This is a genomic window from Rhodococcus sp. NPDC058532, assembly GCF_042719255.1.
In the GTDB taxonomy this organism is placed as follows: domain Bacteria; phylum Actinomycetota; class Actinomycetes; order Mycobacteriales; family Mycobacteriaceae; genus Rhodococcus_G.
The window spans coordinates 1-26,025 of the sequence record NZ_JBHXNU010000018.1 but is presented as its reverse complement, the minus strand read 5'-3'; the positions used below and the strand labels follow the sequence as shown (position 1 = coordinate 26,025).

The following is a 26,025-nucleotide window of genomic DNA, read 5'->3' as shown; positions in this document are numbered from 1 at the left end:
TCAGATGGGCCGGAAGCCCGCGCCGACACCGCCGTGCGCGTTCAGGTCGGCCAGGACGGCATCGATATCGGTTCCGAGTTCGGGGCCGAGACATGCGACCCCCACGTAGGCGTTCACCATGCCGACCAATGTAGTACCGCGCACGACCGGGCTTCCCGAGTCACCCTCGATGACGCACATCTGCGTCCAGGTCTCGTTGCTCGCCAGCAGATCCCCCCACACGACGCCGCAGGTGTTGCCGGTCCGCAAACCCTGCTTGCACACCACATCCGGGAAGGCCGCTGGCGCACCGACGGTCGTGATCGTCACGTTCCCCACCCGATTGACGGGTGCGACCTTGGCCGGGTCGAACTCGATGACCGCGTAGTCGAGTGACCTGTTCTTCCCGACGATCCGGCCGACCGTTCCCGCGTCCTGACGGTGCTCCGGCACGATGGAATACCCGGGTTCACCACAATGGCCGGCCGTGATACCGACCAGACGGTCCGCGCTGTCGCGCCCGATCGCCGTGAGCGTGCACAGCGCCTCGTCCCCGACGATGATCCCCGATCCGCCGCCCAGCGGCGCCGGTGATGCCGCGGCCGAGACGCCGACACCGAGGAATCCGAACAGCGCCGCCACCATCGCGAACAGGACTGCACACTTCTTGGCCATCGTCCGACCCTCCGGGAGATACACCGGCACCGGGCCTGACGCCCGGTCCGTAGGAAGACGAGCACCCACCAGTGTGCGCGCACCCGCCGGGACTCGCAGTGGAACGCGAGGATTTCGGGGCGTTCGGACGTCAGCCGAGGACGGTGAGCACCAGCAGCGCGATGTTGAGGGCAACGATCACCGCGGTTGCCGACCAGGCCGCGATCACGGTTCCGCGGCGGTTGACGTGGTCACCCATCAGGGCGCGTTCGGAGGTCATCCGCACCAGAGGGATCAGTGCGAACGGGATGCAGAAGCTGAGCACGACCTGACTGATCACCAGGGACGTCGTCGGGTCGGCGCCGATCGCGAGGATGACGAGCGCGGGAATCAGGACCAGGATCCGGCGCAGCAGCATCGGGATCCGGTAGTGCAGCAGCCCGGCCATGATCTCGGCGCCCGCGGCGCAGCCGACCGAGGTGGACGCCAGGCCGGACGCGAGCAGCCCGATCGCGAACACCACCGCCACCGTCGGTCCGAGCGCGGAGGTGATCGCGGCGTGGGCGCCCTCGATGGTGTCGGTGCCCTCGACGCCGCGCAGCGCCGACGCGGCCAGCAGCAGCATCGCGATGTTGACGGTGCCCGCGACGACGAGGGCCGCCCCGACATCCAGCTTGGTGGCCTTCAGCAGGCGCGGCAACAGCGCGGGCCGGATCCCGCGCCCGTGCCGGTCCCTGGCGAGCGCGGAGTGGACGTAGATCGCATGCGGCATCACGGTTGCGCCAAGCATGCTCGCCGCGAGCAGCACCGTTTCGGCCCCGTCGAACCGGGGCGCGAGGCCGCCGAGCGCCTCGCGCGGGGACACGTCGGTGAAGGCGAGACCGCTGACGAAGCCGAGGGTGATGATCGCGAGCAGGCCGATGACGACGAACTCGAAGGTCCGCTGGCCGCGGGCCTGGGTCGCGAGGATGGCCATCGACACGGCGCCGGTGATCAGTCCGCCGAGCCACAGCGGCAGCCCGAACAGCAGGTGCAGGGCGATCGCGCCGCCGATCACCTCGGCGAGGTCCGTCGCGACCGCGGCGAGCTCGGCCTGCACCCAGAACGCCTTGCGTTGGGTCGGCCGGAGCCGGTCGCCGAGCAGCTCGGGGAGCGACCGGCCGGTGACCAGCCCGAGCTTCGCGGACAGGTACTGCACGAGCACGGCCATCGCGTTGGCGAGCACCAGCACCCACACGAGCAGGTAGCCGTACTTGGCGCCTGCGGTGAGATTCGCGGCAACGTTGCCGGGGTCCACGTAGGCGATCGCGGCGACGAAGGCCGGTCCGGCCAGCGCGATCAGCCGGCCGAGGCCCGCCCATCTCCTGGTCGACGGTCCGCTCGGTTCGAGGGTGCGCACGCTCACCGCGACTGGTCTCCCGCCCACATCGGCAACTATTCGCCTCACCATATCAAGAAGTTCGGGTCTCCAAACTTTCAGGCATCCGCGGCCGCGGCACCGGCATGCGACTGGCCGCCGCCGGGTGGGCCGTGGTGCGGATATGGGAGCATGACGGCGTGGCCGCGGCCGCCGACCGGTGCGGACGCGGCGCTGCGGCCGGGTCAGTAGTGCGCGGGTTCCCGTCCCGACGTGCCGAGCCCGACCCGCCGCACGACAACGGCAGCGACCGGGGTCAGCGCGACCGCGAACGCGAGGGCGATGCAGGAGCCGAACACCAGGCCCGCGGCGACATCGTGTGGATAGTGCACGCCGCTGACGACCCGGGACAGCCCGACGATCACCGCGGTGACCGCGGCGAGGGCCGCCATCCACATTCGCCGGGCCGCGTACCCGGCGAGGACCACCGCCGTTGCCAGGGCCGCCGAGATTCCGGAATGGTTGCTCGGGAACGACCAGTCGCCGAGCGGAGGGCACTCGGACAGGGCGTGCACCCCGGGCAGGGCGGTGCAGGGACGCTCCTCGGTGACGACCGCCTTGACGGCGAGGGTGGCGAGCGCCGAACCGGCGGCCCCCGCCCCGGCCGCCAACCCGACCGCGAGGGTGTGCGTGTCGCCGCGCCCCCACCACAGGGACAGCGCGAGCATTCCGGCGAGGGCGAACAATCCCGCCTCCGCGACCAGGTCGCTGACGGTGCCCGCGCCCGCGGGCCAGGCCGCGGTGACGGAGTCGACGCTGCGGTACAGCGACGTCGACCAGCCGATGACCGGGTTGGCCTCCATGTCGGCGGGTCCGAACACCGCGAGGATGCCCGCCGCGACGATCAGCGCGGCCAGGCCGAGCGGCCAGTGCCTGGGGAGGAATCGGGTTCGCACCCGGCGGAATGTACGCGGCGAAACTGGTAGGAAACTGAGAGGGCCCGCCGCCGCAACCCCCTGCCGGTGAACACCGGGAAAACGGGCGGCGCCGCGCCATTGACGTCTAGGGTCATCTGGACTCTTTCGTCCCGGCGCATCCGAGGTGGCCCGTGTCCTTCCCAACGTCCAACGTTTCCCGCCGTGCGTTTCTGGTCGGCCTGTCCGCGCTCGGTGGCGGCGCGCTGCTGCCCACCGCCGCGCACGCGGCGCCGCTGCTGCGTCAGGCCCCGGACACCGGCGCGGGCCTGATCCGCAATCCGGAGTTCGGCAACGGGGTGATGGCCGGGGTGCCGCGCACCGACGGCGCGACGCTGTGGACGCGGGTCGGTGCTGGCAGCGCGGGCACCGGCAGCATCGGCACCGGCAGCGCGGGCACCGGCAGCATCGGCGGCCGTGCGGCGGACGGCGAACTGGCGGTGATCGTCTCGTCGCGTGAGGACCTGACCTCGCCGACCATCGCCGAGCGGGTACCGGTACGCGGGGATGCCGACGGCACAGTCCATTTCGACGTGACCGGCCTCGCGCCGGGCGAAACCTGGTACTACCAGTTCCGCGGCGACGGCGGCGAGTCACCGGTCGGCCGGTTCCGGACCCTGCGGCCCGCCGACTCCAACGAACCGGCCCGGATCGGCTGGTTCACCTGCCAGGGCTTCGAGGAGGGCTACTACGCGGCGCACCGACATCTGGCCGCGGAGGACCTCGACTTCGTCGTGTGCCTCGGGGACTACGTGTACGAGTTCACCAAGCCGGGCGTCCGCGGGGTCGCAACCAATGCGTTCCCCCAGACCATCGACGGCATGCGGGACAAGTACCGCCAGTACCGCACCGACGCCGACCTGCGGCTGATGCACAGCAGCCACGCGTTCGTCCCGCTCTGGGACGACCACGAGTTCCGCAACAACTACAGCACGGACGGCTGGACGTTCCCGGTCGTCTCGGACATCGACGGCGCGATCGGCTTCCAGCAGAAGAAGCAGTGGGCGTGGCAGTCGTGGTTCGAGCACATGCCGGTGCCGCGGTTCGCCGGCGACCCGACCCGCACCTACCGCTCGCTGCGGGTGGGCCGGACGGTGGAACTCTTCGCGCCGGACACCCGCCAGTACCGGGACCGGCAGGCCTGCGACGACGCCGAGTTCGCCGTCTGCACCGAGGCCGACACGCCGGGACGGAGCATGCTCGGGGCAGCCCAGAAGCAGTGGCTGCTCGACGGGCTCACCACCTCCGACGCGCGATGGAAGGTGGTCGCGAACGCCAACATGATGATGGGCATGGCGGTGGCCGACGACGGTGCCCGCGCCTACATGGACACCTGGGACGGCTACGGCGCCGAACGCGCCGAGATCCTCTCCACCGCAGCACAATCGGTCGACAACCTGGTCCTGGTGACCGGCGACGACCACGACGGCTGGGCGGGCGAGCTGTGGGACACCGGGTTCGCGCCGGGCACCGCGACCGGCGCGCAGGTCAACGCCCCCGGCACGCGGCGCGCCGGGGTCGAGTTCGTCGTCCCGTCGGTCACCTCCGCCAACACCGGGGACGGCGGCGCGACCGGAAGCAGCGACGTCGGCGGGGCGCGCGCCGAGGAGTCCGCCCGCCGGGCGAGGAACCCGCACCTCGCGCACGCCGACATGGTGTCCCACGGGTACGGGGTGCTCGAGGTCGACGCGGGCGAGGCGCGGTTCGCGTTCCGTGCGGTCGACAAGCTCGATCGGGGCGCAGCCGTTGCGACGTCGAAGGAGTTGCGGGTCGCGGCCGGGGACGCGCGGCTCGGGTAGCCGGCCCGGGCGCGCTACTCGCAGGCGATGCCGTCGCCGTCGCGGTCGAGTCGGCCGCTGTACCCCGGCTCCCCGACGCGGATCGGCGCGGCGCCTGCCGCGCGCACCTCCCCGCAGTTCGCGTAGCTGACGGTGGCGCCCGCATCGGGCCGGGGCGGGGCGGGAGCGGCGCCGACCAGCGGGACCGGCGCCTGCGCAGCAGGCGCGGGGGCGGGTTCCACCGGCGGGCGGTCATCACCCCCGGCCGCGGCCGCGGGAGCCACCTGGGGCTGCGCCGCACCGCAATCCGCGAGCACCCGGGCCATCGCGTCCCGTTCGGCGGTGGTCACCCACAGCCCGTAGGCGGCCTTCACCTCGATCTGCCGCGCGACATACGTGCACCGATACTCCCGATTCGGCGGCAGCCAGGTCGCGGCGTCACCGTCACCCTTGCGCTGATTGGTCGGCCCGTCGACGGCCTGCAGGTTGCGGGGGTCATTCGCGAGGTTCCGCAGGGTCGGCGCGTCGAGCTGCTGGGCGCCCTTCTGCCAGGCGTCGGACAGCGCGACGACATGGTCGATCTGGACGGCGGACGAGGTGCCCGATCCGCGGGTGAACGGGATCGTGGTTGCCGTGTACCGGTCCGGCAGCACCCCGGTCAGGACCACGCACCCGCGGGTACCCGGCTTCAGTTCGACCTCGATGAGGTCGCGGCGCAGGATGTCGTTGCGGGTGTCGCAGCCGTTATGTCCGCCCGCGACGCTCACGTCGTCGGACCAGGCCTGCCCGAACAGGTCCCGCTCGTACCCGGTCTTGGGTGCGCGTCCCTTGACCGCGAGCGTGTCGAGCAGCGCGAGCGCGGCCACGGCGTCACCGCTGCCTCCCGATCCCGGCCCGGCGGCCGCGGCAGCGGATGTCGCACGCGCCGTCGTCGTCGTGGTCGGTGCGGCGGTGGGCGTCGTCGGGCGGGTCACCGCGGTGGTGGAGTCGAGGGCGGCGGTGGTCGCGGTCATCGTCGGCGACTCAGACGCACCGCAGCCGGTGAGGCCGACGACGGCGACCAGTCCGGCCGCCCAGGCGATGTCGCAGCGGATACGTCGGGGTCTGGGGAGAGCGGTCACCTCCCATGCCTACCAGTGGTGCCGGCGAGCCCCGGCACCACGGGCACCCGAATCATCCGCTCGACCGACACCCGGCTCCCTCGCCCCGAACCCACCTGTGCACAGTGCGGGTGCCGCACGCACAGCGGGGTTGTCCGCTCAGTTTCCCTGCGAACGCACGAAAACCCCTGCGCACAGGGGTTTTCGTGGGACGACTGTTGCGGCGGACCCGCCTTCGGGGTCAGCCCCAGCGGGACTGGCCGCCGTCGAGCGGCATGGTGGAGCCGGTGAGGTAGCGCGAGTCCTCCGAGCAGAGGAAGACGACGGCCCGGCCGATGTCGGCCTCGGGGTCGCCGACCCGGCCGAGCGGGATGCCCGCGACGAACGCGGCCGCCTCTTCCGGGTTCTTCTCCATCCACCATTCCAACGCGGGCGTCACGGCGTGCGGGGCAACATTGTTCACCCGGATGCCGTCGCGGCCCCACTCGGCGGCGGCGGCCCGGGTGAGCACCCGGGTGCCCTCCTTGATCGCGCCGTACACGCCGTAGTTGCTGGCATCCCAGCGCACCGCCGCCGAGGTGACCATGTTGATCACCGAGCCGCCGCCACGCGCGACCATGTGCGGATGGCAGGCGCGCATGAACCGCAGGGTCGCGAGCGGCCCGGACGCGAACGCCTTCTCGAACTTCTCGTCGACGACGTCGAGGAGGGGGCCGGGCTTGGAGTCGTTGGCGTTGTTGACCAGGATGTCCACCGCACCGAGGTCCGCGACGGTCGTCGCGACGGCGGCGACGATGTCCTCGGCGACCGAGACGTCACAGCGCACCGGGACCGCCCGCCCGCCGAGTGCCTCGATCTCCGCCACGGTGTTGTGCAGCTTGGACTCGGTGCGCCCGGTGACCGCGATGGCCGCACCCTCCTTCGCCAGGGCGAGCGAGATGCCCCGGCCGATGCCCTGCCCGGCACCGGTGACGATGGCCACCTTCCCGTCCAGAATTCCCATTGCTCTTCGTCTCCGATCGTGTACGGCGTCAGCCGATTTCGGGGTGGGTGGCGAGGTAGCGCGCCGGGTACTCGCCGCCGCCGTGGACGGCGATGTCGGCGCCGTTGACGTACGACGACAGCGACCCGGCCAGGAACAGGCAGGCGCCCGCGATGTCGGACGGCACGGCCATCCGGCCGATCGGCAGGGTCCGGGTCACCGCGGCGCCGCCATCCTCCCCGTACACCGAGGCCGCGGCCTCGGTGCGGATCAGGCCGGTGGTGATGTGGTTGACCCGCACCTTCGGCGCCCATTCCAGCGCGAGGGCCTTCGTGAGCATCAGCAGTCCGGCCTTGGCCGCGGAGTAGGCGGCGGTGCCGGGCTGCGGGTCGTGCGCGGACACCGATCCGATGTTGACGATCGCGCCGCCCGCCTCCTGCTGCTGCATGATCGCGTTCGCGGCCTGCGCAACGTAGAAGGGGCCCAGCAGGTTCAGTGCGACAATCTTGTCGACGAACCGGGTGGACACGGTCGCGGCATCCGCGTCCGGGGAGCCGCCCGCGTTGTTGATCAGCACGTCCAGGCCACCCATCGCGGCGGCGGCCGTGCCAACCATCTCCTTGACCGCGTCGGCGTCACGGACGTCGACGGACAGGAAATGCGCTCGGCGTCCGCCACTCTCGATCGGGGACTCGGATTCGCTGCGTGCGCAGACGGTGACCTCGGCCCCGGCGGCGAGGAAGGTCTCGGCGGTGACCCGACCGATGCCCTTGGTGCCGCCGGTGATCAGGATCTTCTTGCCGGTGAAATCGGCGGGGTTGTGCACTGCCATGTCACCATCCTCCGAATTCGGCGTGGGCGCCGGTGACCGCGCCGCCGACCTCGAAGTCGACACCGTCGCCTGCCCGCCAGGCACGCACCACCAGGGTGTCGCCGGGGAAGGCGGGGGCAGCGAAGCGTCCGGACAGCCCGGTCAGGTCGGCCGGGTGCACACCGAGTTCCTTGGCCAGCGGCAGGGTTCCGGCGGCGAGGGTGCACAGTCCGTGCATGATCGGCCGGGGCTGCCCGATCACCGCGGCGGCCGCCGGGTCGATGTGGATGTGGTGCATGTCGCCGAGCAACCGGTACAGGGCCGTCTGGTTGGCGGCGGTCACCAGGTCAACGGTGAGGTTCGGATCACCCTGCGGTCCGGCCGGCTTGGACGGGCCCCGTTCGCCGCCGAATCCTCCTGCGCCGGGAGCGAACAGCGACCAGGTGGCGACGAAGTACTCGCTCTCGACGACCACCTCGAACACCGCGGCGGCACCCTTGTCCCAGACCTCACCGACGCGGGCGGACAGCGTCACCTCGCCCGAGCGGGGCAGCGGCTTGCGGACGGTCAGTTCCTGCGATCCGTGCAACGCCGTCTTGGTGTCGAACGCACCCCGCGAGCCGAGCTCGTCGGGTGCCCACTGGGCGAGGGTCAGGGCGAACGTCGGCAGCACCCGCAGCCGGTCCTCCATCACGAGGTCCAGGTCGGTGGCCTTCGCACCGACGGCGAGCGCGTAGAGGATCGCGTCGCGCTCGTCGTAGCTCACCGTGCGGGTGCCGAGATCGACACCCTTCCAGGCACCGGCCGGCTTCTGCTCCACTGCCGTCATTCTCCTGTAGTCCTTCCGAGTGTTCTGTCAGGCCACGCCGAGAATAAGGCCCGACGTGGGAACCGCGGTTCCCGCCGTGACGATCATGTTCTCGACGCTGCCCGGCTGGTTGGTGGAGGTGCCGCGCAGGACACGGACGGCCTCGGCGATGCCGTTGACGCCGTGCAGGTACGCCTCACCGATCTGGCCGCCGTGCGTGTTCGACGGCAGCCGGCCACCGATCTCCAGGTTGCCCTCGCGGATGAAGTCCTTGGCCTCGCCGACGCCGCAGAAACCGAGCTCCTCGAGCTGCGGCAGCACCAACGGAGTGAAGTGGTCGTAGAGAACCGCGGCACCGATGTCCTCCGGGGTGAGCCCGGACTGCGCGTACAGCTGGCGGCCGACCAGGCCCATCTCCGGGATGCCGGTGATGTCGGGACGGTAGTAGCTGGTCATCATGTGCTGGTCCTTGCCGGAGCCCTGCGCCGCGCCCTTGATGACAACGGGCGTGTTCGTCAGGGTCTTGGCGCGTTCCGCGGAGACGATGACGAGAGCCTGGCCGCCGTCGGTCTCCTGGCAGCAGTCGAGCAGGTGCAGCGGCTCGGAGATCCAGCGCGAGTTCTGGTGGTCCTCGAGCGTGATCGGCTTGCCGTAGAACCACGCCTTCGGGTTGTTCGCCGCGTGCTTGCGGGCGACGACGGCGACCCGACCGAAGTCCTCACTGGTTGCGCCGTACTGGTGCATGTAGCGGCGCGCGAACATGCCGACCCACTGCGCCGGAGTGGACAGGCCCTGCGGCGTCATCCACGCGTACGCGGCGCGGTCCGCGGTGGAGTCCATCGGGCGGTCATGCTGGCCGAGACCGTAACGGACGCCGGAGCGTTCGTTGAACGCGCGGTACACGACGACGACGTCAGCGACGCCGGTCGCCACGGCCATCGCGGCCTGCTGCACGGTGCCGCAGGCTGCGCCGCCACCGTAGTGCACGCGGGAGAAGAACTTCAGCTCGCCGAGGCCGCAGTTGCGGGCGACAATCGCCTCGCCGTTGGTCTCGGACGTGTAGGTGGACAGGCCATCGACCTCGGACGGGTCGATGCCCGCGTCGGCGAGCGCGGCGACGATGGCCTCGCAGGCGAGTTGGAGTTCGCTGCGGCCCGAGTTCTTGGAGAACTCGGTGGCGCCGATGCCGACGATCGCGGCGGCACCGGAGAGCGGGCTGACGGCCATCAGGCGTCCTTCCCTTCGTGGGCCGGGTAGGCGACGGTGACGGTGCCTGCCAGGTGGTTGCCGAGGCTGTTGGCGCCGACGATCTTCACCTCGACGGTGCCGTTCTCCTTGCCGACGACCTCGCCGGTCATGGTCATGGTGTCGCCCGGGTAGTTCGGTGCGCCGAGCCGGATCTTGACGCGGCGCACCTGCGCGAACGGACCCGCCCAGTCCGTCACGAACCGTCCGGCCAGCCCGTTGCTGGTGAGGATGTTCATGAACACGTCCTTGCTGCCACGCTGCTGCGCCAGCTCGGGATCGTGGTGCACGTCCTGGAAGTCGCGGGTGGCCAGGGCCGTCGCGACGATCAGGGTGCGGGTGAGCGGGATGGCCAGCTCGGGCAGCGTCTCGCCGACGGTGATGTCGTCGTAGCTGCGTCCGGTGACGGCGGCGGTCATGCGACCACCTCGACACCGGCGGCGAGCTGCGCGCCCAGACGCGCGAGGTCGGAGGCGGAGCCGCCGAGGGTGGCGCCGATCTGCTTGCCCCACAACAGGTGCCGGTGCACCGGGTAGTCGGTGTCGACACCCATGCCGCCGTGGACGTGGGTGGTTCGGTGCACGATGCGCTGGCCGCCGTCGGTGGCCCACCACTTCGCGACGAGCACCGACGTGCCCGGGTCGATCCCATCGACGAGGTTCTGGGTGGCCTGCCACAGCGTCACGCTCATCGCCTGCAGGTCGATGTAGCAGTCGGCCAGCTGATGGTTGACGGCCTGGAACGTGGCGAGCGGACGACCGAACTGCTGCCTGCCGTTCAGGTACTCGACGGCCTGCGCAACGGCGCCCTCGCCGACACCCAACTGGATCGCGGCGAGCGCCAACTCGACCCGGTCGAGCAGCCACTGCGCGGCGGTGCCGTCGGCGGGACCGAGCAGCTCCGCCGGGGCCGCCTCGAACGTGAGGTTGCCGCAGATCTCCCAGTCGGTCGACTGTGTCTGCTCCACCGCGACACCGGCAGCGGCGAGGTCGACGACGAACAGCGCGGCACCGGACTCGGTGGTGGCCGAGACGATCGCGCGGTCAGCAACGTGGGTGATCGGGACGACGGCCTTCGCACCGGTCAGCGTCCACGCTCCGCCAGCCTCGGTGGCGGTGGTCTGCGGGTCGCCGTCGACGTACGGACCGAACTCCTCGAGACCGACGGTAAGGAACGAACTGCCCTCGGCGACACCGGGAACCAGCGTCGACGCCTGCTCGGGGGTGCCGAACTCGGCGACCGCCGCCGCCGCGAGGGTGGCAGGCCAGATCGGCACCGGTGCCACGTGCCTGCCCTGCTGCACGAGCAGCACGTACAGCTCGGCAAGGCCCATGCCGCCGCCGCCGAGGTTCTCGGGCAGGGCGATACCGAGCAGGCCGGTGTTCGCGAGCTCACGCCACAGGTCGCGGTCGAGGCGCTCGTCGCTCAGCTCGATCGCCTTGACCCGGTCGATGTCGGCCTTGCTGGTGAAGACCTCGTCGGCGAGGGTGCGAATCGCGTCCTGCTCTTCGCTGAAGTTGAAGTCCATCAGTGCTCCTCCCGTGCGGCCGGCCGGAACGCGGGCAGCGTCAGATCCGGGTCGGCGTCGATCCAGTCCAGTTCCACCGGCATGCCGATCTCGACCTCGTCCGGCGTGATGCCGGTCATGTTCGCGATCAGTCGGGTGCCCTCGTCGAGTTCGATGGTCGCCACGATCAGCGGGTACTCGAAGCCGGGGATCTTCGGGTGGTGGTTGACGACGAAGCTGTAGACGGTGCCCCGGCCCGAGGCGTCGACGGTGTCCCACTCAAGCGACTGGCACTCGCCGCACATCGGTCCGGTGGGGTGCCGCAGCACGCCGCAGGCGGTGCAGCGCTGGATGACCAGGCGGTGCTCCTTGGCGGCCTCGAACCAGAAGGCGTTGTCGTGGTTGAGGGCCGGGCGCGGACGCAGGCCCACATCGGCCTTCTTCGGCCTCGGCGCGAACCGCAGGGTCCGCCAGCGCTGGGTCGCGACGACCTCGTCGTCGCCGTTGCAGTACGTCTTGAGGGTGGTGACGAAGTGTCCGGTACCCAGGCCGGTCGTCTTCTCCTCGGAGATCGCCTCGATGGTCTCGGTGACCGATACCCGGTCGCCGGCGCGCAGTTCGGCGAAGAACTCGAAGTCCGAGTCGGTTGCGACGACCGAGCTGAATCCGGCCTCGTCGAAGGCGGCGATCATGTCGGTCCACACCTGCGACGGATCGTTGTTCGCCATCTTGTCGGTGAACGTGCGCATGATCCACACCTGCGCCATCAGCGCGGGCGCGACCGCGCCGTCCCGGCCGGTGGCGCGGGCGGCCTCGTCATCAAGGTAGATCGGGTTGGTGTCGCCCATCGTCTCGACCCAGTGCCGGATCATCGGGGTGTTGACCGCGTCCGGACCCCAGGTCGTCGGGGTCAGGATCTGACCCTCGAATTCCTTGATCTTGGTAGCGAATTCGCTCACTTGACCCTCTTCTCCCGGACCAGGCCAAGGCCCATCGTGCCGACCATGTCGCGCAGGACCTCGTTGACGCCGCCGCCGAACGTGTTGACCATGCCCTGGCGGGAGATCTGCTCCACCTGACCGGCGAGCAGCGCGCCCGGCGACTCGGGCCGGATGCGTCCGGCGGCGCCCAGGATCGCGAGCAGCGACCGGTAGACGTCGATGTGCGTCTCGGTGCCGTACGCCTTGGTGGCACCCGCGTCCGCGCCGGAGAGGGTGTCCGCGGCGACCGCGGCCGTCATCTTCCAGTTCAGCAGGCGCATCGCCTCAAGCTTGGCGTGGGTCCGCGCGAATTCCTGCTGCACCCAAGGGATCTCGATGGCGCCGTTGTCTTTGGCCCAGTCCAGCACCTGGTGCCACAGGCCGTAGGTGCGGCCGCCGATCGCGGCAAGGCCGATGCGCTCGTGGTTGAGCTGCGCGGCAATCAGCTGCCAACCGCCGTTGACGTCACCGATGACATCGGACGCGGGCACCCGGATGCCGCTGTAGTACGTCGCGGTGACCATCAGGCCGCCGACGGTGTTGATCGGCGACCACGAGAAGCCGGGGTCGTCGGTGGGGACCACCAGAATCGAGATGCCCTTGTGCTTGGGGGCGTCCGGGTCGGTGCGGGCGGCCAGCCACACGTAGTCGGCGGTGTTGGCGCCGGAGGTGAAGATCTTGGCGCCGTCGACGATGAAGTCGTCGCCGTCGCGGACCGCACGGGTCTTGAGGGACGCGAGGTCGGTGCCCGCCTCCGGCTCGGTGTAGCCGATCGCGAACACGATGTCGCCGGAGAGGATCCCCGGCAGGAACCGGTCCTTCATCTCCTGCGTGCCGTACTTCATCAGCGTCGGGCCGACGGTGTTCACGGTGACGAACGGGAACGGCAGCCCGGCGCGCTGCACCTCGTCGAAGAACACGAACTGTTCCTCGATGGACCGGCCCTGTCCGCCGTACTCCTTGGGCCAGCCGATGCCCAGCCAGCCGTCCTTGCCGAGCAGCTTGACGACCTCACGGAAGTACTGGCCGCCGACGCCCTCCTCGCCCGCCTTGCGCCGCTTCTCCTCCGGCAGCAGGTTCGCGAAGTACGCGCGCAGTTCCCGCCGCAGCTCCTGCTGCGCCGCCGACTCCCTCAACTCCATCGTTTGGCTCTCCCATCCCGCGATCCCGCGAACGTCGGACGCTACGGAGTGATGCGGACCTGGTCGTTGTCAGTCTCACTGAGCGGTAGATCGTCGCGCCTCCGGTCTCCGCCCGCGACGTCCCGGTCACGCGGAATGAACACGCCGATCACGATCGCGAACAGGGCTGCCGCACCGCCTATCCCGAACACCACCGCATACGCGGCGTTGGTCGGGAACTCGACGCCCGCGATGTGCATCACCGATCCGGTTGTGACGGCCGCCACCACCGCGCTGCAGGTGGAGGTGCCCAGGGACCGGGCGAGGGCGTTGAGACTGTTCGCGGCGGCGGTCTCCGAGACCGGGACCGCGCGCATGATCATCGCCGGGATCGCCCCGTAGGCGAGGGCCGCGCCGATCGAGGTGACGGTGGTCGCCGCGATGACCACGCCCAGCTGCGGCGGCGTCACGGCCCTGGCGAGGTTCGCCACCATCAGGACCGCGGCACCGATCAGGAAGGTAATCCGCGGACCCCGGCTGCGGGAGAGGTGCGCGGTCACCGGCGAGAACGCGATCATCATCAGGCCGCCGGGCAGCAGCGCGACCCCACTGAGCGTCAGCGACATGCCGTACCCGTATCCGGTCTCGGCAGGGGCCTGGAAGATCTGGGCGCTGACCATGAACGAGGTGAACATCGCGAAGCCGACCAGGACGGACGCGATATTCGTCAGCAGGACCTGCCTGCGCGCGGAGACCCGCAGGTCGACCAGCGGCTGCCGGGTGGCCTCGCCCCGGCCGGGCGGCGCGAGTCGCAGTTCGTACCATCCCCACCCGGCGAAGAGGATCGCCGCGGCGGCGAACAGGGCGACGACCGGGATACTGCCCCAACCCCAGCCGTTGCCCTGGGTGATCGCCAGCAGCAGGCACACCAGCGCCGCCGACAGTCCAAGCGCCCCAACCAGGTCGAACCGTCCGCCCGATCGAACCGGCGACTCGGGGACGATCCGCCAGATCGCCGCCATCCCGAGCAATCCGGTCACCGCGGCGCCACCGAAGAGCCAATGCCAGCTGAAGTGCTCGGCGACCACCCCGGTGAGCGGAAGCCCGATCGCGCCGCCCGCCCCCAGGGTGGAGCTCATCAGCGCGATTCCGCCCGCCACCCGTTCCGGCGGCAGTTCGTCGCGCATGATGCTGATGCCGAGCGGCACCACCCCCATCGCGGCGCCCTGGAGGGCGCGAGCGACAAGAACGACGGCGAACGCGTCGGACACCGCGCCGATCAGGCTCCCGGCGACCATCACCGCCAGCGCGACGAGCAGCAGCCGGCGCTTGCCGTACATGTCGCCGAGACGGCCGAGCACCGGGGCGCAGACCGCGCCGGCGATCAGGTTCGCGGTCACCAGCCAGGCCGCGCCGCCGGGCGTGGTGTCGAGCAGCCTCGGGAACTCGGGCAGCAGCGGCATCACAATGGTCTGCATCAGCGAGACGACGATGCCGCAGGAGGCGAGGGCGAGGACAACGAGCCTGCCGGACGCGGCGCGCTGTGGTGACGGCACGGACCCCTCCCAACGATCTGTTCAGCTCGGACCCTAGGGCACCCGAGGGCCGGTGGTCATGCCGCTGTTCCGCTGAGCGGGTTGCGACCACGACGCCGGCCCGCGGCCCGCATACTGGTCGTCATGAGTGATCCATCGGACCTGGCCGGGCGGTACGCGGTGGCGGTGGACGACCGGGACGCGGCCGCCCTGGCCGCCCTGTTCACCGTCGACGCCGCCCTGGTCCAGCCGCCCGCGTTGACCCGCGGCGCGGGGAAGGTCGTCGCGGCGGGTGTCGACGCGATCGTCGCTGCCGTGCTGGACGGCACCGCGCACCTGCACGCCACCCGCCACGACGTGCACCAGTCCGTGGTGGACGTGGACGGCGACACCGCGACCGGGCGGGCGTACTGCCTGGCACATCACCTGTATCGAGGCCGCGACGGGATGCGCGACAACGCGATCGCGATCCGCTACCTGGACCGGTACCGGCGGGTGGACGGGCGCTGGCTGATCGCCCGCCGTGAGCTGGTCGTCGACTATGCCGAGGACCGCGTCGTCACGGTCCCCTGACCCCGGCGCGCTCCCCTGCCGTGGTCAGGGGACGCCGAGCAGGCGCAGGAGGGCGGCGGTCGCGGCGGCGGCGAGGATGGCGACGACGAATGGCGCCCTCCGCCAGACGAGCACTCCCCCGACGAGGACGCCCGCCGGACGCGCGATGCCCGCGGCCCCACCGTCCTCGGTGAGTGCCTGCGTTGCCGCGACGGCGGCCAACAGCACGATCGCGCCGAGGGCGAGGACGGTGTCGAGCCGGTCCGGGACGATGCCGCGCGAGCGCAGGGCAGGTCCGGCGAATCGGAACGCGAAGGTGCCCGCGCCGAGCACGAGGACGGCCACGATCAGCGGCAGGCCCGCCGTCATCGAGCGTCCGCCGCGTCGGACGACCGCGATCCGGGGGTTCCCGGCGTGGCCCAGATCGAGGCGACCAGCGCCAGCAGTGCCAGCAGGACCGGGATCCCGGTCGGCAGGAACGGTGTGGCCGCGACCGCGATGACCGCCCCGAGCAGCGCGATCCCGGCGGTCGCGCGGTCCCGCAGCGCGGGGAACACCAGCGCGAGGAGCACGGTCGGGAACATCGCGTCCAGCCCGAACGCGCCGATGTCGTCGATGAAGGTGCCCGCGGTCGCGCCGATCAGGGCGCCGAGCGGCCAGCAGACCCCGATGCCGATCGCGCACAGCCAGTAGGCGGCATGCCTGCGGGCGGGATCGGATTGGCCGAGCGCGAAGACGGTGCTCTCGTCGTTGAGCAGGTGTGCGCCGAGGATGCGTCGCCAGCCGCGGCCCGCGACGTCGCCGACCGCGAGCCCGAACGGCAGGTGCCGGGCGTTGACCAGCAGTCCGCCTGCGAGCGCCGCCAGCAGGCTGCCGCCCGCGGCGACGATCCCCACGAACAGGAACTCGGAGGCGCCCGCGAGGACCACCACCGACATCAGGACCGGCACCCACGGCGCGAACCCGAGCCCGACGGCGATGGCCCCGTAGGAGACGCCGACCAGGCCATCGGCCAGGGACACCAGCGCGATGTCCCGCTTCAGCCCCGGATCGAGTGTTCGCCATATCGAACGCATGATCTTTATGGTGAACACTCGTCCACATGTTCGTCAAGTCGAACACTCGTGCCGATATAGTGAACGCATGGCTCCGGATGCGAAGGCACCACTCGACGTCATCGCGGCATCCCTGCGCCGCGAACGCGACCGCGCGGGACTGTCCCTGACCGAGGTGGCGCGGCGCGCGGGCATCGCGAAGTCGACGCTGTCGCAGCTCGAGTCGGGCACCGGGAATCCCAGCGTGGAAACGCTGTGGGCGCTCAGCGTCGCCCTCGACATTCAGTTCGCCCAGTTAATCGACCCACCGCGACCGCGGGTCCAGGTGATCCGCGCGGATGAGGGGCCGATCCTGCGGTCCGAACGCACCGACTACAGCGCAACCCTCGTCGCGTCCTGCCCCCCGAACGCGCGTCGCGACATCTACCGCATCGACGTCGAGCCCGGGCCGCCGCGCGAATCCGAACCGCACCTGCCCGGCACCGTCGAGCACGTGCTCGTCGGTTCCGGGCGCGCGCTCGTCGGGCTGCTCGACGACCCCGTCGAACTCGGCCCCGGCGACTACATCGCCTACCCCGGCGACGTCGCCCACGTGTTCCAGGCCCTGGAGCGGGGCACCCGCGCGGTGCTCGTGTCCGAGCACACCTGAGCCGGGACGTTCCCGCATGTCACACCGGGAATCGCCCCGTCAGCCACGGTGACAACGACCCCTGCGGGTGTCAGGAGAGCCGCATGCGGTCCGCGCAGGCGGCCATCTCGTCGAGGACGGCCTCAAGGGTGGTGGCGTGACGGGACGCGGACAGCAGGATCCGGTCGGAGCCGAGCGAGCGCGCCCACTCGACCTTCGACTCGTCCATCCGCGGCAGCGTCGCGCCGAGGACGAGCGCGACCTCGGACGGGTCACGACCCGCGTCCGCCGCCGCCGCCCGCATCGTCGCGACCGCGCCAGCAAGGTCGTCGCCGCCGAGCCCCAGCGGCTGGAAGCCGTCCCCGAGCCGTCCCGCACGGCGCGCTGCTGCCGCACTGTGGCCACCGATGTACAACGGAACCCGGTTGTCGTGCACCGGTTTCGGGAACGAGTAGGCGCCCGCGAACGAATGAAACTCGCCTGCGAACGACGCACCGTCGGCACCTCCGGCCCACAGGGCCCGCATCACGGCGATCGCCTCGTCGGTGGACCTCCCCCGGCGGGTGAAGTCGCCGCCGCAGGCCTCGATCTCCTCGCGCATCCATCCGACACCGAGGCAGATCCGCGTCCGCCCGCCGGAGAGCCGATCCAGGGTGGCCAGCCGCTTGGCGAGGACGACCGGATTATGGTTGGGCGCCACCAGAACTCCGGTGGCCAGACCGAGTCGGGTGGTGGCACCGGCGACGAACGAAAGCAGTTCGAGCGGGTCGGGAAGCGGGCAGTCATCCGGCAGGTGGGACTTGCCCGTCGGGGAGTACGGGTAGTCGCTCGCGGTGTTCGCAATCACCACCGCGTGTTCGACCGCGGAGATCTCGTCGAAACCCAACCGTTCTGCCGTGCGGGCAAATTCGAGCACCTGCTCGGGATCGGCTGCCATCCCGAGCTCGACCGGGATCACCACTCCGAGTTTCACCACGCACCGCCTCCATCGGGTTCGTTGGCGGCGCACCCGATGTGGCCGCTCACGCCGCGAGCGTACCCACCCGCTTGGGCACCCACACGTCCTTGTGCAGGAACCGATCCGCCTCCGCATCGGTCGCCAACCAGACGGCGGACGCCGCAACCAGTTCCGCGGGCAGGGTGTCGACCCCGTGGCCGGGATCGGCAAGCAGTTCGTCGGGCCCGAGGTTGAACGCGCGCACCCCCCGGCCGCGGTACTGCGCGTTCACCGTGTTCGTCAGACGCCGGAACGCATCCTGCGATGCGGCGTCGTTGGCATCCTGCGCCGCCGGGTCCGGGCTGGACAGCAGGTTGATCACGACCCCGGCAGCGCGGTCGACCATGGTGGGCAGCAGCCGCTGGATCAGCGCCAACTGGTGCCGGTAGTGGCCGGATGCGCGGGTACGGGCATTGTTGACCAGCACGTCCACCCGACCCCATGCCCCGAGGATCCGGTCCGCGGCGGCCAGCACGCTGGCGCCGTCGCTCGGGTCCATCGGGACGATCAACGCGGCCACACCGGACGAGCGGACCGCGGCCGCGATCCGCTCCGCCTCCGCCCGGTCCCCTGCGCCGTCACCGATCGCCAGCGCCACATCGAAGCCGTCGCGGGCAAACGCCAGAGCCACGTCCGCGCCGATGCCGTGCGGGACACCCGCCACCAGGGCGACCCGGCGCCCGCTTGGCCACGCGCGAGGCGCGGCACCGGCGGACGGCCGGGGGTCAGGCCCCGAGGAACCGTTGCCGGCCGGACGCCTCGAATTGCGCTTCCAGATCACGCTTTCCATCCTCAGCCATCGGGACGTACACCGGTTCGCCGCGTCCCTCCCAGCGGTACACCGGTTCGTCGCAGCGCCACAGCTGCGCCTGCAGCTCCCGCTTGAGCACCTTGTTCGATCCGGTGACCGGGAGGTTGGTTGACACCCGGACGAACCGGGGAGCGGACTTGGTGCCCAGATCGTCCTGCGCACCGAGGAACGACGCGAACTCCGCCGGGTCGAAGTCGGACAGGTCCGCCACCTCGATCGCGGCCATCACCTGGTCACCCGACTGCGGGTCCGGGATCGCGTACACGCCGGTCGCGACGACCTTCGGGTGCCTGCGGATGATCCGCTCGATCATCAGCGCGGACGTGTTCTCGCCGTCGACTCGGATCCAGTCGCCCTTGCGGCCCGCGAAATAGATGAACCCGGCCTCGTCGATGTAGCCGAGGTCGCCGGTCCAGTACCAGCCGTGCTTGATCCGGTCCGCGACGGCCTGCTCGTTCTTGTAGTAGCCCTCAAACCGCTTCGCGCCGCCCTTGTCGATCATCTCGCCGATCGCCTCGTCCGGGTTCAGGACCCGGCCGTGCTCGTCGAGTTGCGCGCGGGCGCACTCGACCCGGGTGTCCGGGTTGACGACGGCGATCTCGTCGTGGGCGGGACGGCCCAGCGCGCCCTCGGGCGCCTCCGGGTCGAGGGTGACCGATCCGGCGCCCTCGGAGGAGCCGTAACCCTCCATCAGCCGCGCGCCGAAGCGGCGAACGAACTCCACCTGGTCCTCCGGCGACGCCTCGGTGCCGAACCCGCGGACCAGGGTGTTGTCGATGTCGTCGGACTTCTCCGGCGTCGCCATCAGGTAGGACAGCGCCTTGCCGACGTAGGTGAAGAAGGTCGCGCCGAAGTACTTCACGTCGGGCAGGAACCCGGACGCGGAGAACTTGCGGGCGGCGGGCAGGCACACGGTGGCGCCATTGGCCAGCGCGGGCGCCCACAGCGCCATCAGGGCGTTGCCGTGGAACAGCGGCATGCAGCAGTAGTCGACGTCCTCGCGGACGTGCCCGTACTTGGCACTGTTCGCGTACGCGAGCCGCGCGAGCCTGCCCTGGCTGCAGCGCACCGCCTTCGACATGCCGGTGGTCCCCGAGGTGAACAGCAGCAGCATCAGTGTCGACTCGTCGATTGACGGGTCCGCCACCGGCTGCGCGACGCGGTGCGCGTCGATCGTCGCCGGGTAGGCCGGGTCGTCGACCAGGACGAACCGGTCGTCGGTCAACCCCAGGTCCAGCCCCTTGAGCTTGGCCATGCCGTCGGCGTCGGTGACGATGAGCTGGCAGTCCACGTAGCGGATCTCCGCCTCGAGTTCCGCGCCGCGGCGGGTCGGGTTGATCCCGACGATCGCCGCCCCACTCAGCGCGGCGCCGCCGAGCCAGAACAGGAACTCGGGAACGTTCTCGAGCAGCACCCCGATGTGGAACGGGCCCTCGCGCCGCAGCGACGCGGCAAGGGCGCCGCGGGCGGCGCTCTCGCGGACGGTCTCGTCCCAGGTCCAGTCCCGGTCTCGGGTCCGGGTGCCCAGGTGCTCGTCCCCGAGGCGGTCGAGCAGCATCTCGGCGATCGTCGCGCGTTCCAACTTCACTCCTGTGTTCGAGTCCTGCACCACGGCGGTCATGTCGCGCGCATCGGTGCGAGCGCGAGGGTCCGCGGCCGACGACGGCGGATCCCACCGTAGAGGCCCAGGTGCCCTTGCTGCCGTGGTTGCACGAGGAGGTTCCGCCCCGGATCCGCGCTTGGCTAGGCTTGGATGCTGTTCCTCGTACAACGTTGTCGGAGCGACGCTAACGAGGCCCCGAGTGCCGAACCGAGCCAGTCCCGGTCAGTGGAAATGCCGTCCGCCGAACCCTCCACCCGTGTGATCCTTCCCTGCAATTCGAGTACAGAGAGGTCCCGATCAGATGACCACATCCACCGATCCCCAGGCGTACCTCGCGGCCGTCGTGTCCCGACTGACGGGACCCGGAGCTCCCTTCGAGCTGGTCGAGGAGGACGTGCGGGGTTCGCGGATGCCGGTGATGCGGGAGCGCAAGCACGCGGTGCACGAGCTGCTGACCGGCTCGCTCGCTTGGGGCGACCGCGACTACCTCGTCACCGCGGATCGCCGCCTGTCATTCCGTGAGCACGCCGAGCAGGTGGCGGCGTTCGCGACGGTGCTCGCCGACGACTACGGCGTCGGCGTCGGCGACCGGGTCGCGATCCTCGCCGCGAACACGGTGGAGTGGGTGATCGCATTCTGGGCGACGCAGTCGCTCGGCGCGATCACGGTCGGCATGAACGCCTGGTGGGTGCCGCGCGAGATCGAGTACGGCGTCACCCTGACCACGCCGAAGGTGCTCATCGTCGACGCCAAGCGGGCCGCGCTGGTCGCCGAGACCGACATCGACGTTCCGGTGCTGACCATGGAGGAGGACGTCCCGCGGCTGATCGACGCCCATCGGGGAGCGGACCTGCGCACCGCCGACGTCGGCGAGGACGACCCGGCGGTCATCCTGTTCACCAGCGGCACCAGCGGCAAGCCGAAGGGCGCGCTGCACTCCCAGCGGAACCTGATCGCGGTGTCCGACTATCACCGGTTCAGCGACGCCCAGATCGACGCGTTCGCCGGCCGCGAGTACGACCCGAACACGCCGAGCGAGCTGCGGTACCTGCTGACCTCGCCGCTGTTCCACATCGCGAGCCTGCACAACATCATCGTGCCGAAGCTGGTGTCCGGCAGCGCGGTGATCATGTACCAGGGCGCGTTCGACGTGGACCGGGCGCTCGGCCTCGTCGAGCGGGAGAAGGTCACCAACTGGGGGGCGGTCCCCACCATGGCGGCCCGGATGATCGAGCACGGCAACGTCCGCCGCTACGACACCTCCTCGCTGACCGCGTTCTCGCTCGCGTCGGCACCCTCGTCGATCGCGTTCAAGCAGCGGCTGCGCGAGGAGGTGCCGTTCGCGACGAACTCCCTGGTCGACAGCTACGGAATGACGGAGTGCTCGACCGGCATCGCGGTCGCAACCCCGATCGACGTCCAGCAGTTCCCCGGCACCCTCGGCAAGCCGGTCTTCGGGGTGGCCCTGGAGATCCGTGACCCCCTCGGCGAGGTGCTGCCGGAGGGCGAGGAGGGCGAGGTCTGCGTCCGCAGCCCCTACGTGATGCTCGGCTACTGGGACAACCCGGAGGCCACCACCGCGTCGATCCGGCCTGGCGGCTGGCTGCACACCGGCGATTTCGGCCGACTGGACGGCGGCCGACTCCGCCTGACCGGCAGGCGCTCCGACCTGATCCTGCGTGGCGGCGAGAACATCTACCCGACCGAGATCGAGCAGGTCCTCGACGAGCATCCCGACGTCGCCGAGTGCGCGGTCGTCGGCGAGGCACACGAGGACCTCGGGCAGGAGGTCGCCGCGATCGTCGTTGTCCGCGCGGGCGCAACCGTGAGCGAGGAGGAGCTGCGCCAGTTCGTCGCCGATCGCCTGTCCTACTTCAAGGTGCCGACGCGGTGGCGGCTCACCACGGAACCGTTGCCGCGCAACGCGACCGGGAAGGTGTCCCGCGCACAGGTGAAGTTCTAGCGGTGGACCTGCGGCACACGATCGAGCGTCTCGCGGCGACCGAGGCGGTGCGGGACCTGATCTTCGCCTACTCGCATCTGATCGACCGCGGGGAGCTCGAGTCGGTGGCCGCGCTCTTCGCCGAGGCGCGCTACGGCCGGTGCGACGGCGACGGCGTCCCGGCCGGGGATCCCATCGAGCGGGACCGGGCCGCGGTGCACCACGCGATCGAGTCGTTTGTCCGGATGCACGGTGCGCCGCCGTCGCCGCGCACCAAACACGTCACCACCAACGTCCGGGTCACCGTGGCGGAGAACAACTCCGAGGCGTCCACCGTGTCGTATGTGACGGTGCTGCAGGGCACCGCGGACCTTCCGCTGCAGCCGATCCTTACCGGACGCTACTTCGATCGGTTCGAGTGCGTGGACGGCGGCTGGCGATTCACCCAGCGGCTGTGCTGCATCGACCACATGGGAAACCTGACCGAGCACGCCCGGCGTACCCTGACCTGATCCGCGGGCCGACCCCTCGACCGCTCGACAAGGACGGACACACGTGGCACCGCTGGAGATCGGCCTCAACCTGCTCGGTGCCGAGGCGTTCTACGACGGTCGGGTCCGACCGGTGGTGGACCTGGCCGCGGATGCGGATCGAGCCGGAATCGATCTGATCTCCACCGGAGACCATCTCGGGTTCAACGGGGCCGCGCACGCCGAGCGGGTCACCGGCCACGGATTCCCGTTCGCGCTCGACCACCCGTGGCCCGAGCCCCTCGCGCTGCTGTCGGCCGTCGCGGCGGTGACCCGGCGGACCCGGCTCGGGGTGTCCGTGCTCGTCGGCACCGTCCGCCCACCGGTGCTGCTGGCCAAGCAGCTCGCCACGCTCGACGGCCTGTCGGAAGGCCGGGTCACGATCGGACTCGGGGTCGGGTGGCAGGAGGCCGAGTATGCCGCTGTCGGTGTGCCGTTCGACGCCCGATTCGGCAGGCTGGAGGAGACGGTCGCCGCGTGCCGGGCACTGTGGGCGCCGCCCGCGACCTTCACCGGGCGCGACTACTCGTTCGAGGATTTCCACGCGTACCCGGTCCCGGTGCAGGCCCGGGTCCCGGTGCTGTTTGGGTTCGGTCCCAGTAGGCGGAACTTCGACCGGATCGCCCGGGTGGCGGACGGCTGGACCGTCAACCCCACCGACATGGAATCGTTCCCCGAATCCGTTGCCCTGCTGCGGGAGTGCTTCGCGGACCATGGCCGGGATCCGGGTACGGCACGGGTCCAGGTGTCGGTGGCTCCGGTACGGACCGCGGCCGGGGCCGTCGACCTCGACGCCACGGCTGAACAGGTCCGGGGCTGGCACCGGGCCGGGGCAACGGTCGCCGTGTTCCGGCCAGCGTCGTTCGGCACCGCGACCGACGGCCTCGCGAGCCTGCTCGACTGGATGGTCGGAGTGAAGGAGGGAACCCGGTGACGGACACGGCGCGCGCTCTGCGGGAAATGTGCGACAAGCAAGAGATTCGCGAGGTGGTCCTGCGGTACTGCCGCGGCGTCGACCGCCTCGACTTCGACCTGGTCCGCAGTTGCTACCACCCGGACGGCATCGACCACCACACCGGATTCGACGGCACGGTCGACGAGTACATCGCCTGGGTGCAGCCGAAGCTGACGCAGCTCGGCGGCACGATGCACCACGTTGGCAATCACCTGGTGGAACTGTACGGCGACACCGCACTCAGCGAGGCGTACGCGACGAACGTGCACTGGGGGCACGCGACGCGCGGTGACTTCACCAGCGGCGCCCGGTTCGTGGACCTGATGGAGCGGCGCGGCGGCCGCTGGGCCATCGCGGAGCGCTGGGCGGTGCGGGAGTGGACCCGCTCGGATGCGGGCCGGATGATCGCACCGGAGGCGGCCGGCCCGCGCGGGGCCCGCGGGGGCTGTGACCTGCTCGATGCGCTGCGCGCCCGAGTGGGGGTCGACGTGACGGTGCTGCCCGTCCCGGACGACGGGCAGCACCGCGGCGTCAGCTGCTGAAGAGTGCCCCCAGGCTGCCGGTGTCGAGAGTGAGGCTGCCGAAGCTGATCCCCAGCGACACGGGTACCCCGCCCTCCGGGGTGAGCGTCGTCGCCCCGTCGGCGTCGAGGCAGGAGGCGTGGACGGTGTAGTCGCCGCTGGACAGCGGCTGCGAGACGTACAGGCCGGTACCCGGATTTCCCACGATCAGGACGGGGTTGACGGTGATCTCGGTGCCGCTCGCGTTGTCCGCCCGCACCACGCACCCGACCAGGCTCGGCGAGGCGATGTCGGTGAACTTGACGGTGATGGTGTTGCCGCCGGTCGTGACGGCCGCGTTCCCGGTGACCGCGGCGGAGCCGACGGCGGGGGTGGCGACCAATGCCGCGGTCGCCATTCCGGCGATCACGGCCACTCGGGCGATGTTCTTGCGTGACGTGTCCACAGCGTGTCCGTTCCTCAAGGGTGTCGGGGCGGCCCGTGCCGATCTCCGCACGAGACCGCAGCCATCATGCACGCCTCGCACGCCCTGAGCAGCGATTCACGAAATCTGTCGTCGCCGCGGAAACATTGTGTCTAACAGTTGGATTCGATTCGATGGCGAAAGCAACGAGGGATCCGGCGGGAATGCCGCCGCGCGCACAGGTGGCGCAGCCGCCGTCAATCCACGTTGGGCGCCCACTGAACGCCGTTGATGTGGCTGCCGCCGTCGACGAACAGGGTGTTGCCGGTGAGATAGCGGGAGTCGTCGCTCGCCAGGAACGCGGCGACGGTGCCGATGTCGTCGAGTGGATCGCCGATGCGTCCCATCGGGTTGGCTGCTTCCTGCGCGGCGGCCATCTGCGGGTTGGCCTCGGCGACCCTCTTGTAGGCTGCGCTCTGCGCGCCCGGGCAGATGACGTTGCAGCAGATCTGTTTCGGCGCCCACTCGCGTGCGGCGGTGCGGGTCATGCTGCGCAACGCCTCCTTCGCGGCGTTGTAGTACACGGAGTACATGTGGGCGTTGACGCCATTGAGGCTGCACATGTTCACGACGCGTCCGGTGCCGTGCTCGGCCAGCGCCGGGTAGGCGTGCTGCATCGCCCAGAACGCCGACATGACACCCATATCGAACCCGGCGCGCATGTTCTCGTCCGCGGTCTTCTCGAACCGCGCGTAACCGAGTGGGCGCCAGGCATTGTTGACGAGGATGTCGAGCCGGCCAAACTGCTCGGTGGCGACGTCGACCATCGCGTGCACCTGCTCGCGATCGGTGACGTCGGTGCGGACGAAACTCGCCCCGACACCCCACTCCTCGGTCAGCCATCGCGCGGTGTCCGCGCCCGCGGTCTCGTCGATCTCGGCGACGACAATGCTCGCGCCCTCACGCGCGAGTGCGCCCGCGACCCCGCGACCGATACCCATCCCCGCTCCGGTGACGATCGCCACGCGCCCGTCCAGCTTGCCCATTCCTGCTCCCATCTCTCGACCTCCAGATACGGGTGAGGGGAACCTTCAGCCGGTTGGACCTGAATCCACCGATGGAGATCGGCGGTACAACGTGTCATAGAAGGGCAGGTGCCCTCTGCGCTGGGATGATCGTTCTTGCGAAGGAATGATC

At 70.5% G+C, this 26,025-nt stretch carries 27 protein-coding genes; 7 read left to right on the top strand and 20 right to left on the bottom strand.

Annotated features, from left to right (window positions below):
- The 3 genes from ACFWQG_RS19080 to ACFWQG_RS19070 all read right to left on the bottom strand — a co-directional run bounded on the left by ACFWQG_RS19080 (position 1) and on the right by ACFWQG_RS19070 (position 2,946).
- On the bottom strand, positions 1 to 654 hold the full coding sequence (locus ACFWQG_RS19080; protein WP_378509211.1) for a S1 family peptidase: 654 nt from the start codon (positions 652 to 654) through the stop codon (positions 1 to 3).
- Positions 655 to 784: 130 nt separating this feature from the next.
- Positions 785 to 2,038, bottom strand: coding sequence for an Nramp family divalent metal transporter (locus ACFWQG_RS19075; RefSeq protein ID WP_378509210.1), 1,254 nt, complete (start codon positions 2,036 to 2,038; stop codon positions 785 to 787).
- Between the two features lie 197 nt (positions 2,039 to 2,235).
- The gene (locus ACFWQG_RS19070) at positions 2,236 to 2,946 is read right to left on the bottom strand and encodes a phosphatase PAP2 family protein (protein WP_378509209.1); all 711 of its coding nucleotides are present in this window, start codon (positions 2,944 to 2,946) and stop codon (positions 2,236 to 2,238) included.
- Between the two features lie 152 nt (positions 2,947 to 3,098).
- Here ACFWQG_RS19070 and ACFWQG_RS19065 point away from each other — a divergent pair, with 152 nt between their 5' ends.
- Complete coding sequence (locus tag ACFWQG_RS19065; protein ID WP_378509208.1) at positions 3,099 to 4,763, top strand: alkaline phosphatase D family protein; 1,665 nt, start codon at positions 3,099 to 3,101, stop codon at positions 4,761 to 4,763.
- Between the two features lie 14 nt (positions 4,764 to 4,777).
- Here ACFWQG_RS19065 and ACFWQG_RS19060 read toward each other — a convergent pair whose 3' ends face one another.
- The 10 genes from ACFWQG_RS19060 to ACFWQG_RS19015 all read right to left on the bottom strand — a co-directional run bounded on the left by ACFWQG_RS19060 (position 4,778) and on the right by ACFWQG_RS19015 (position 14,852).
- Positions 4,778 to 5,863 (bottom strand): DUF1524 domain-containing protein, encoded by a 1,086-nt coding sequence (locus ACFWQG_RS19060; RefSeq protein WP_378509207.1) that lies wholly within the window; start codon positions 5,861 to 5,863, stop codon positions 4,778 to 4,780.
- A gap of 220 nt (positions 5,864 to 6,083) precedes the next feature.
- Positions 6,084 to 6,845 (bottom strand): SDR family NAD(P)-dependent oxidoreductase, encoded by a 762-nt coding sequence (locus ACFWQG_RS19055; protein ID WP_378509206.1) that lies wholly within the window; start codon positions 6,843 to 6,845, stop codon positions 6,084 to 6,086.
- Between the two features lie 28 nt (positions 6,846 to 6,873).
- Positions 6,874 to 7,656 (bottom strand): SDR family oxidoreductase, encoded by a 783-nt coding sequence (locus ACFWQG_RS19050; RefSeq protein ID WP_378509205.1) that lies wholly within the window; start codon positions 7,654 to 7,656, stop codon positions 6,874 to 6,876.
- A 1-nt stretch (position 7,657) separates the two neighbouring features.
- Complete coding sequence (locus tag ACFWQG_RS19045) at positions 7,658 to 8,464, bottom strand: MaoC/PaaZ C-terminal domain-containing protein (protein WP_378509204.1); 807 nt, start codon at positions 8,462 to 8,464, stop codon at positions 7,658 to 7,660.
- 27 nt (positions 8,465 to 8,491) lie between these two features.
- Positions 8,492 to 9,670, bottom strand: a complete 1,179-nt coding sequence (locus ACFWQG_RS19040) for a lipid-transfer protein (protein ID WP_378509203.1) — start codon at positions 9,668 to 9,670, stop codon at positions 8,492 to 8,494.
- Entirely contained in the window at positions 9,670 to 10,107 is a 438-nt protein-coding gene (locus tag ACFWQG_RS19035) for a MaoC family dehydratase (RefSeq protein ID WP_378509202.1), read from the bottom strand. Before ACFWQG_RS19035 ends, ACFWQG_RS19040 begins: the two co-directional genes overlap by 1 nt.
- Positions 10,104 to 11,216, bottom strand: a complete 1,113-nt coding sequence (locus ACFWQG_RS19030; RefSeq protein WP_378509201.1) for an acyl-CoA dehydrogenase family protein — start codon at positions 11,214 to 11,216, stop codon at positions 10,104 to 10,106. The genes ACFWQG_RS19035 and ACFWQG_RS19030 overlap by 4 nt, the downstream gene beginning before the upstream one ends.
- On the bottom strand, positions 11,216 to 12,154 hold the full coding sequence (locus ACFWQG_RS19025; RefSeq protein ID WP_378509200.1) for a bifunctional MaoC family dehydratase N-terminal/OB-fold nucleic acid binding domain-containing protein: 939 nt from the start codon (positions 12,152 to 12,154) through the stop codon (positions 11,216 to 11,218). Before ACFWQG_RS19025 ends, ACFWQG_RS19030 begins: the two co-directional genes overlap by 1 nt.
- Positions 12,151 to 13,317, bottom strand: a complete 1,167-nt coding sequence (locus tag ACFWQG_RS19020) for an acyl-CoA dehydrogenase family protein (RefSeq protein WP_378509199.1) — start codon at positions 13,315 to 13,317, stop codon at positions 12,151 to 12,153. Before ACFWQG_RS19020 ends, ACFWQG_RS19025 begins: the two co-directional genes overlap by 4 nt.
- A gap of 41 nt (positions 13,318 to 13,358) precedes the next feature.
- Positions 13,359 to 14,852: an MFS transporter gene (locus ACFWQG_RS19015; RefSeq protein ID WP_378509198.1), complete on the bottom strand. Its 1,494-nt coding sequence runs from the start codon at positions 14,850 to 14,852 to the stop codon at positions 13,359 to 13,361.
- Positions 14,853 to 14,975: 123 nt separating this feature from the next.
- Between ACFWQG_RS19015 and ACFWQG_RS19010 the strand changes: the two genes are divergently transcribed.
- On the top strand, positions 14,976 to 15,404 hold the full coding sequence (locus tag ACFWQG_RS19010; protein WP_378509197.1) for a nuclear transport factor 2 family protein: 429 nt from the start codon (positions 14,976 to 14,978) through the stop codon (positions 15,402 to 15,404).
- Positions 15,405 to 15,428: 24 nt separating this feature from the next.
- Here the strand turns inward: ACFWQG_RS19010 and ACFWQG_RS19005 are convergent, their stop codons facing one another.
- Positions 15,429 to 15,752, bottom strand: a complete 324-nt coding sequence (locus ACFWQG_RS19005; protein WP_378509196.1) for an AzlD domain-containing protein — start codon at positions 15,750 to 15,752, stop codon at positions 15,429 to 15,431.
- Entirely contained in the window at positions 15,749 to 16,459 is a 711-nt protein-coding gene (locus ACFWQG_RS19000; RefSeq protein ID WP_378509195.1) for an AzlC family ABC transporter permease, read from the bottom strand. The genes ACFWQG_RS19005 and ACFWQG_RS19000 overlap by 4 nt, the downstream gene beginning before the upstream one ends.
- 67 nt (positions 16,460 to 16,526) lie before the next feature.
- Here ACFWQG_RS19000 and ACFWQG_RS18995 point away from each other — a divergent pair, with 67 nt between their 5' ends.
- Complete coding sequence (locus ACFWQG_RS18995; protein ID WP_378509194.1) at positions 16,527 to 17,087, top strand: helix-turn-helix domain-containing protein; 561 nt, start codon at positions 16,527 to 16,529, stop codon at positions 17,085 to 17,087.
- Positions 17,088 to 17,157: 70 nt separating this feature from the next.
- On the opposite strand, the gene ACFWQG_RS18990 is transcribed toward ACFWQG_RS18995, so the two are convergent.
- The 3 genes from ACFWQG_RS18990 to ACFWQG_RS18980 form a co-directional block, all read right to left on the bottom strand.
- Complete coding sequence (locus ACFWQG_RS18990) at positions 17,158 to 18,039, bottom strand: LLM class F420-dependent oxidoreductase (protein ID WP_378509267.1); 882 nt, start codon at positions 18,037 to 18,039, stop codon at positions 17,158 to 17,160.
- 49 nt (positions 18,040 to 18,088) lie between these two features.
- Positions 18,089 to 18,727, bottom strand: a complete 639-nt coding sequence (locus ACFWQG_RS18985) for an SDR family NAD(P)-dependent oxidoreductase (protein WP_378509193.1) — start codon at positions 18,725 to 18,727, stop codon at positions 18,089 to 18,091.
- A 61-nt stretch (positions 18,728 to 18,788) separates the two neighbouring features.
- Positions 18,789 to 20,462: an AMP-binding protein gene (locus tag ACFWQG_RS18980; RefSeq protein ID WP_378509266.1), complete on the bottom strand. Its 1,674-nt coding sequence runs from the start codon at positions 20,460 to 20,462 to the stop codon at positions 18,789 to 18,791.
- Positions 20,463 to 20,778: 316 nt separating this feature from the next.
- Here ACFWQG_RS18980 and ACFWQG_RS18975 point away from each other — a divergent pair, with 316 nt between their 5' ends.
- The 4 genes from ACFWQG_RS18975 to ACFWQG_RS18960 are packed head-to-tail and all read left to right on the top strand — an operon-like array spanning position 20,779 to position 24,446.
- Entirely contained in the window at positions 20,779 to 22,440 is a 1,662-nt protein-coding gene (locus ACFWQG_RS18975) for a class I adenylate-forming enzyme family protein (RefSeq protein ID WP_378509192.1), read from the top strand.
- A 2-nt stretch (positions 22,441 to 22,442) separates the two neighbouring features.
- Entirely contained in the window at positions 22,443 to 22,931 is a 489-nt protein-coding gene (locus tag ACFWQG_RS18970; protein WP_378509191.1) for a nuclear transport factor 2 family protein, read from the top strand.
- 43 nt (positions 22,932 to 22,974) lie between these two features.
- Entirely contained in the window at positions 22,975 to 23,883 is a 909-nt protein-coding gene (locus ACFWQG_RS18965; protein WP_378509190.1) for a TIGR03619 family F420-dependent LLM class oxidoreductase, read from the top strand.
- Between the two features lie 26 nt (positions 23,884 to 23,909).
- Complete coding sequence (locus tag ACFWQG_RS18960; protein ID WP_378509265.1) at positions 23,910 to 24,446, top strand: nuclear transport factor 2 family protein; 537 nt, start codon at positions 23,910 to 23,912, stop codon at positions 24,444 to 24,446.
- On the opposite strand, the gene ACFWQG_RS18955 is transcribed toward ACFWQG_RS18960, so the two are convergent.
- Positions 24,436 to 24,870, bottom strand: a complete 435-nt coding sequence (locus tag ACFWQG_RS18955) for a hypothetical protein (RefSeq protein ID WP_378509189.1) — start codon at positions 24,868 to 24,870, stop codon at positions 24,436 to 24,438. The two genes, ACFWQG_RS18960 and ACFWQG_RS18955, sit on opposite strands and share 11 nt — an antisense overlap.
- Before the next feature lie 215 nt (positions 24,871 to 25,085).
- The gene (locus ACFWQG_RS18950) at positions 25,086 to 25,874 is read right to left on the bottom strand and encodes an SDR family NAD(P)-dependent oxidoreductase (protein WP_378509264.1); all 789 of its coding nucleotides are present in this window, start codon (positions 25,872 to 25,874) and stop codon (positions 25,086 to 25,088) included.
- Between the last annotated feature and the right edge of the window lie 151 nt (positions 25,875 to 26,025).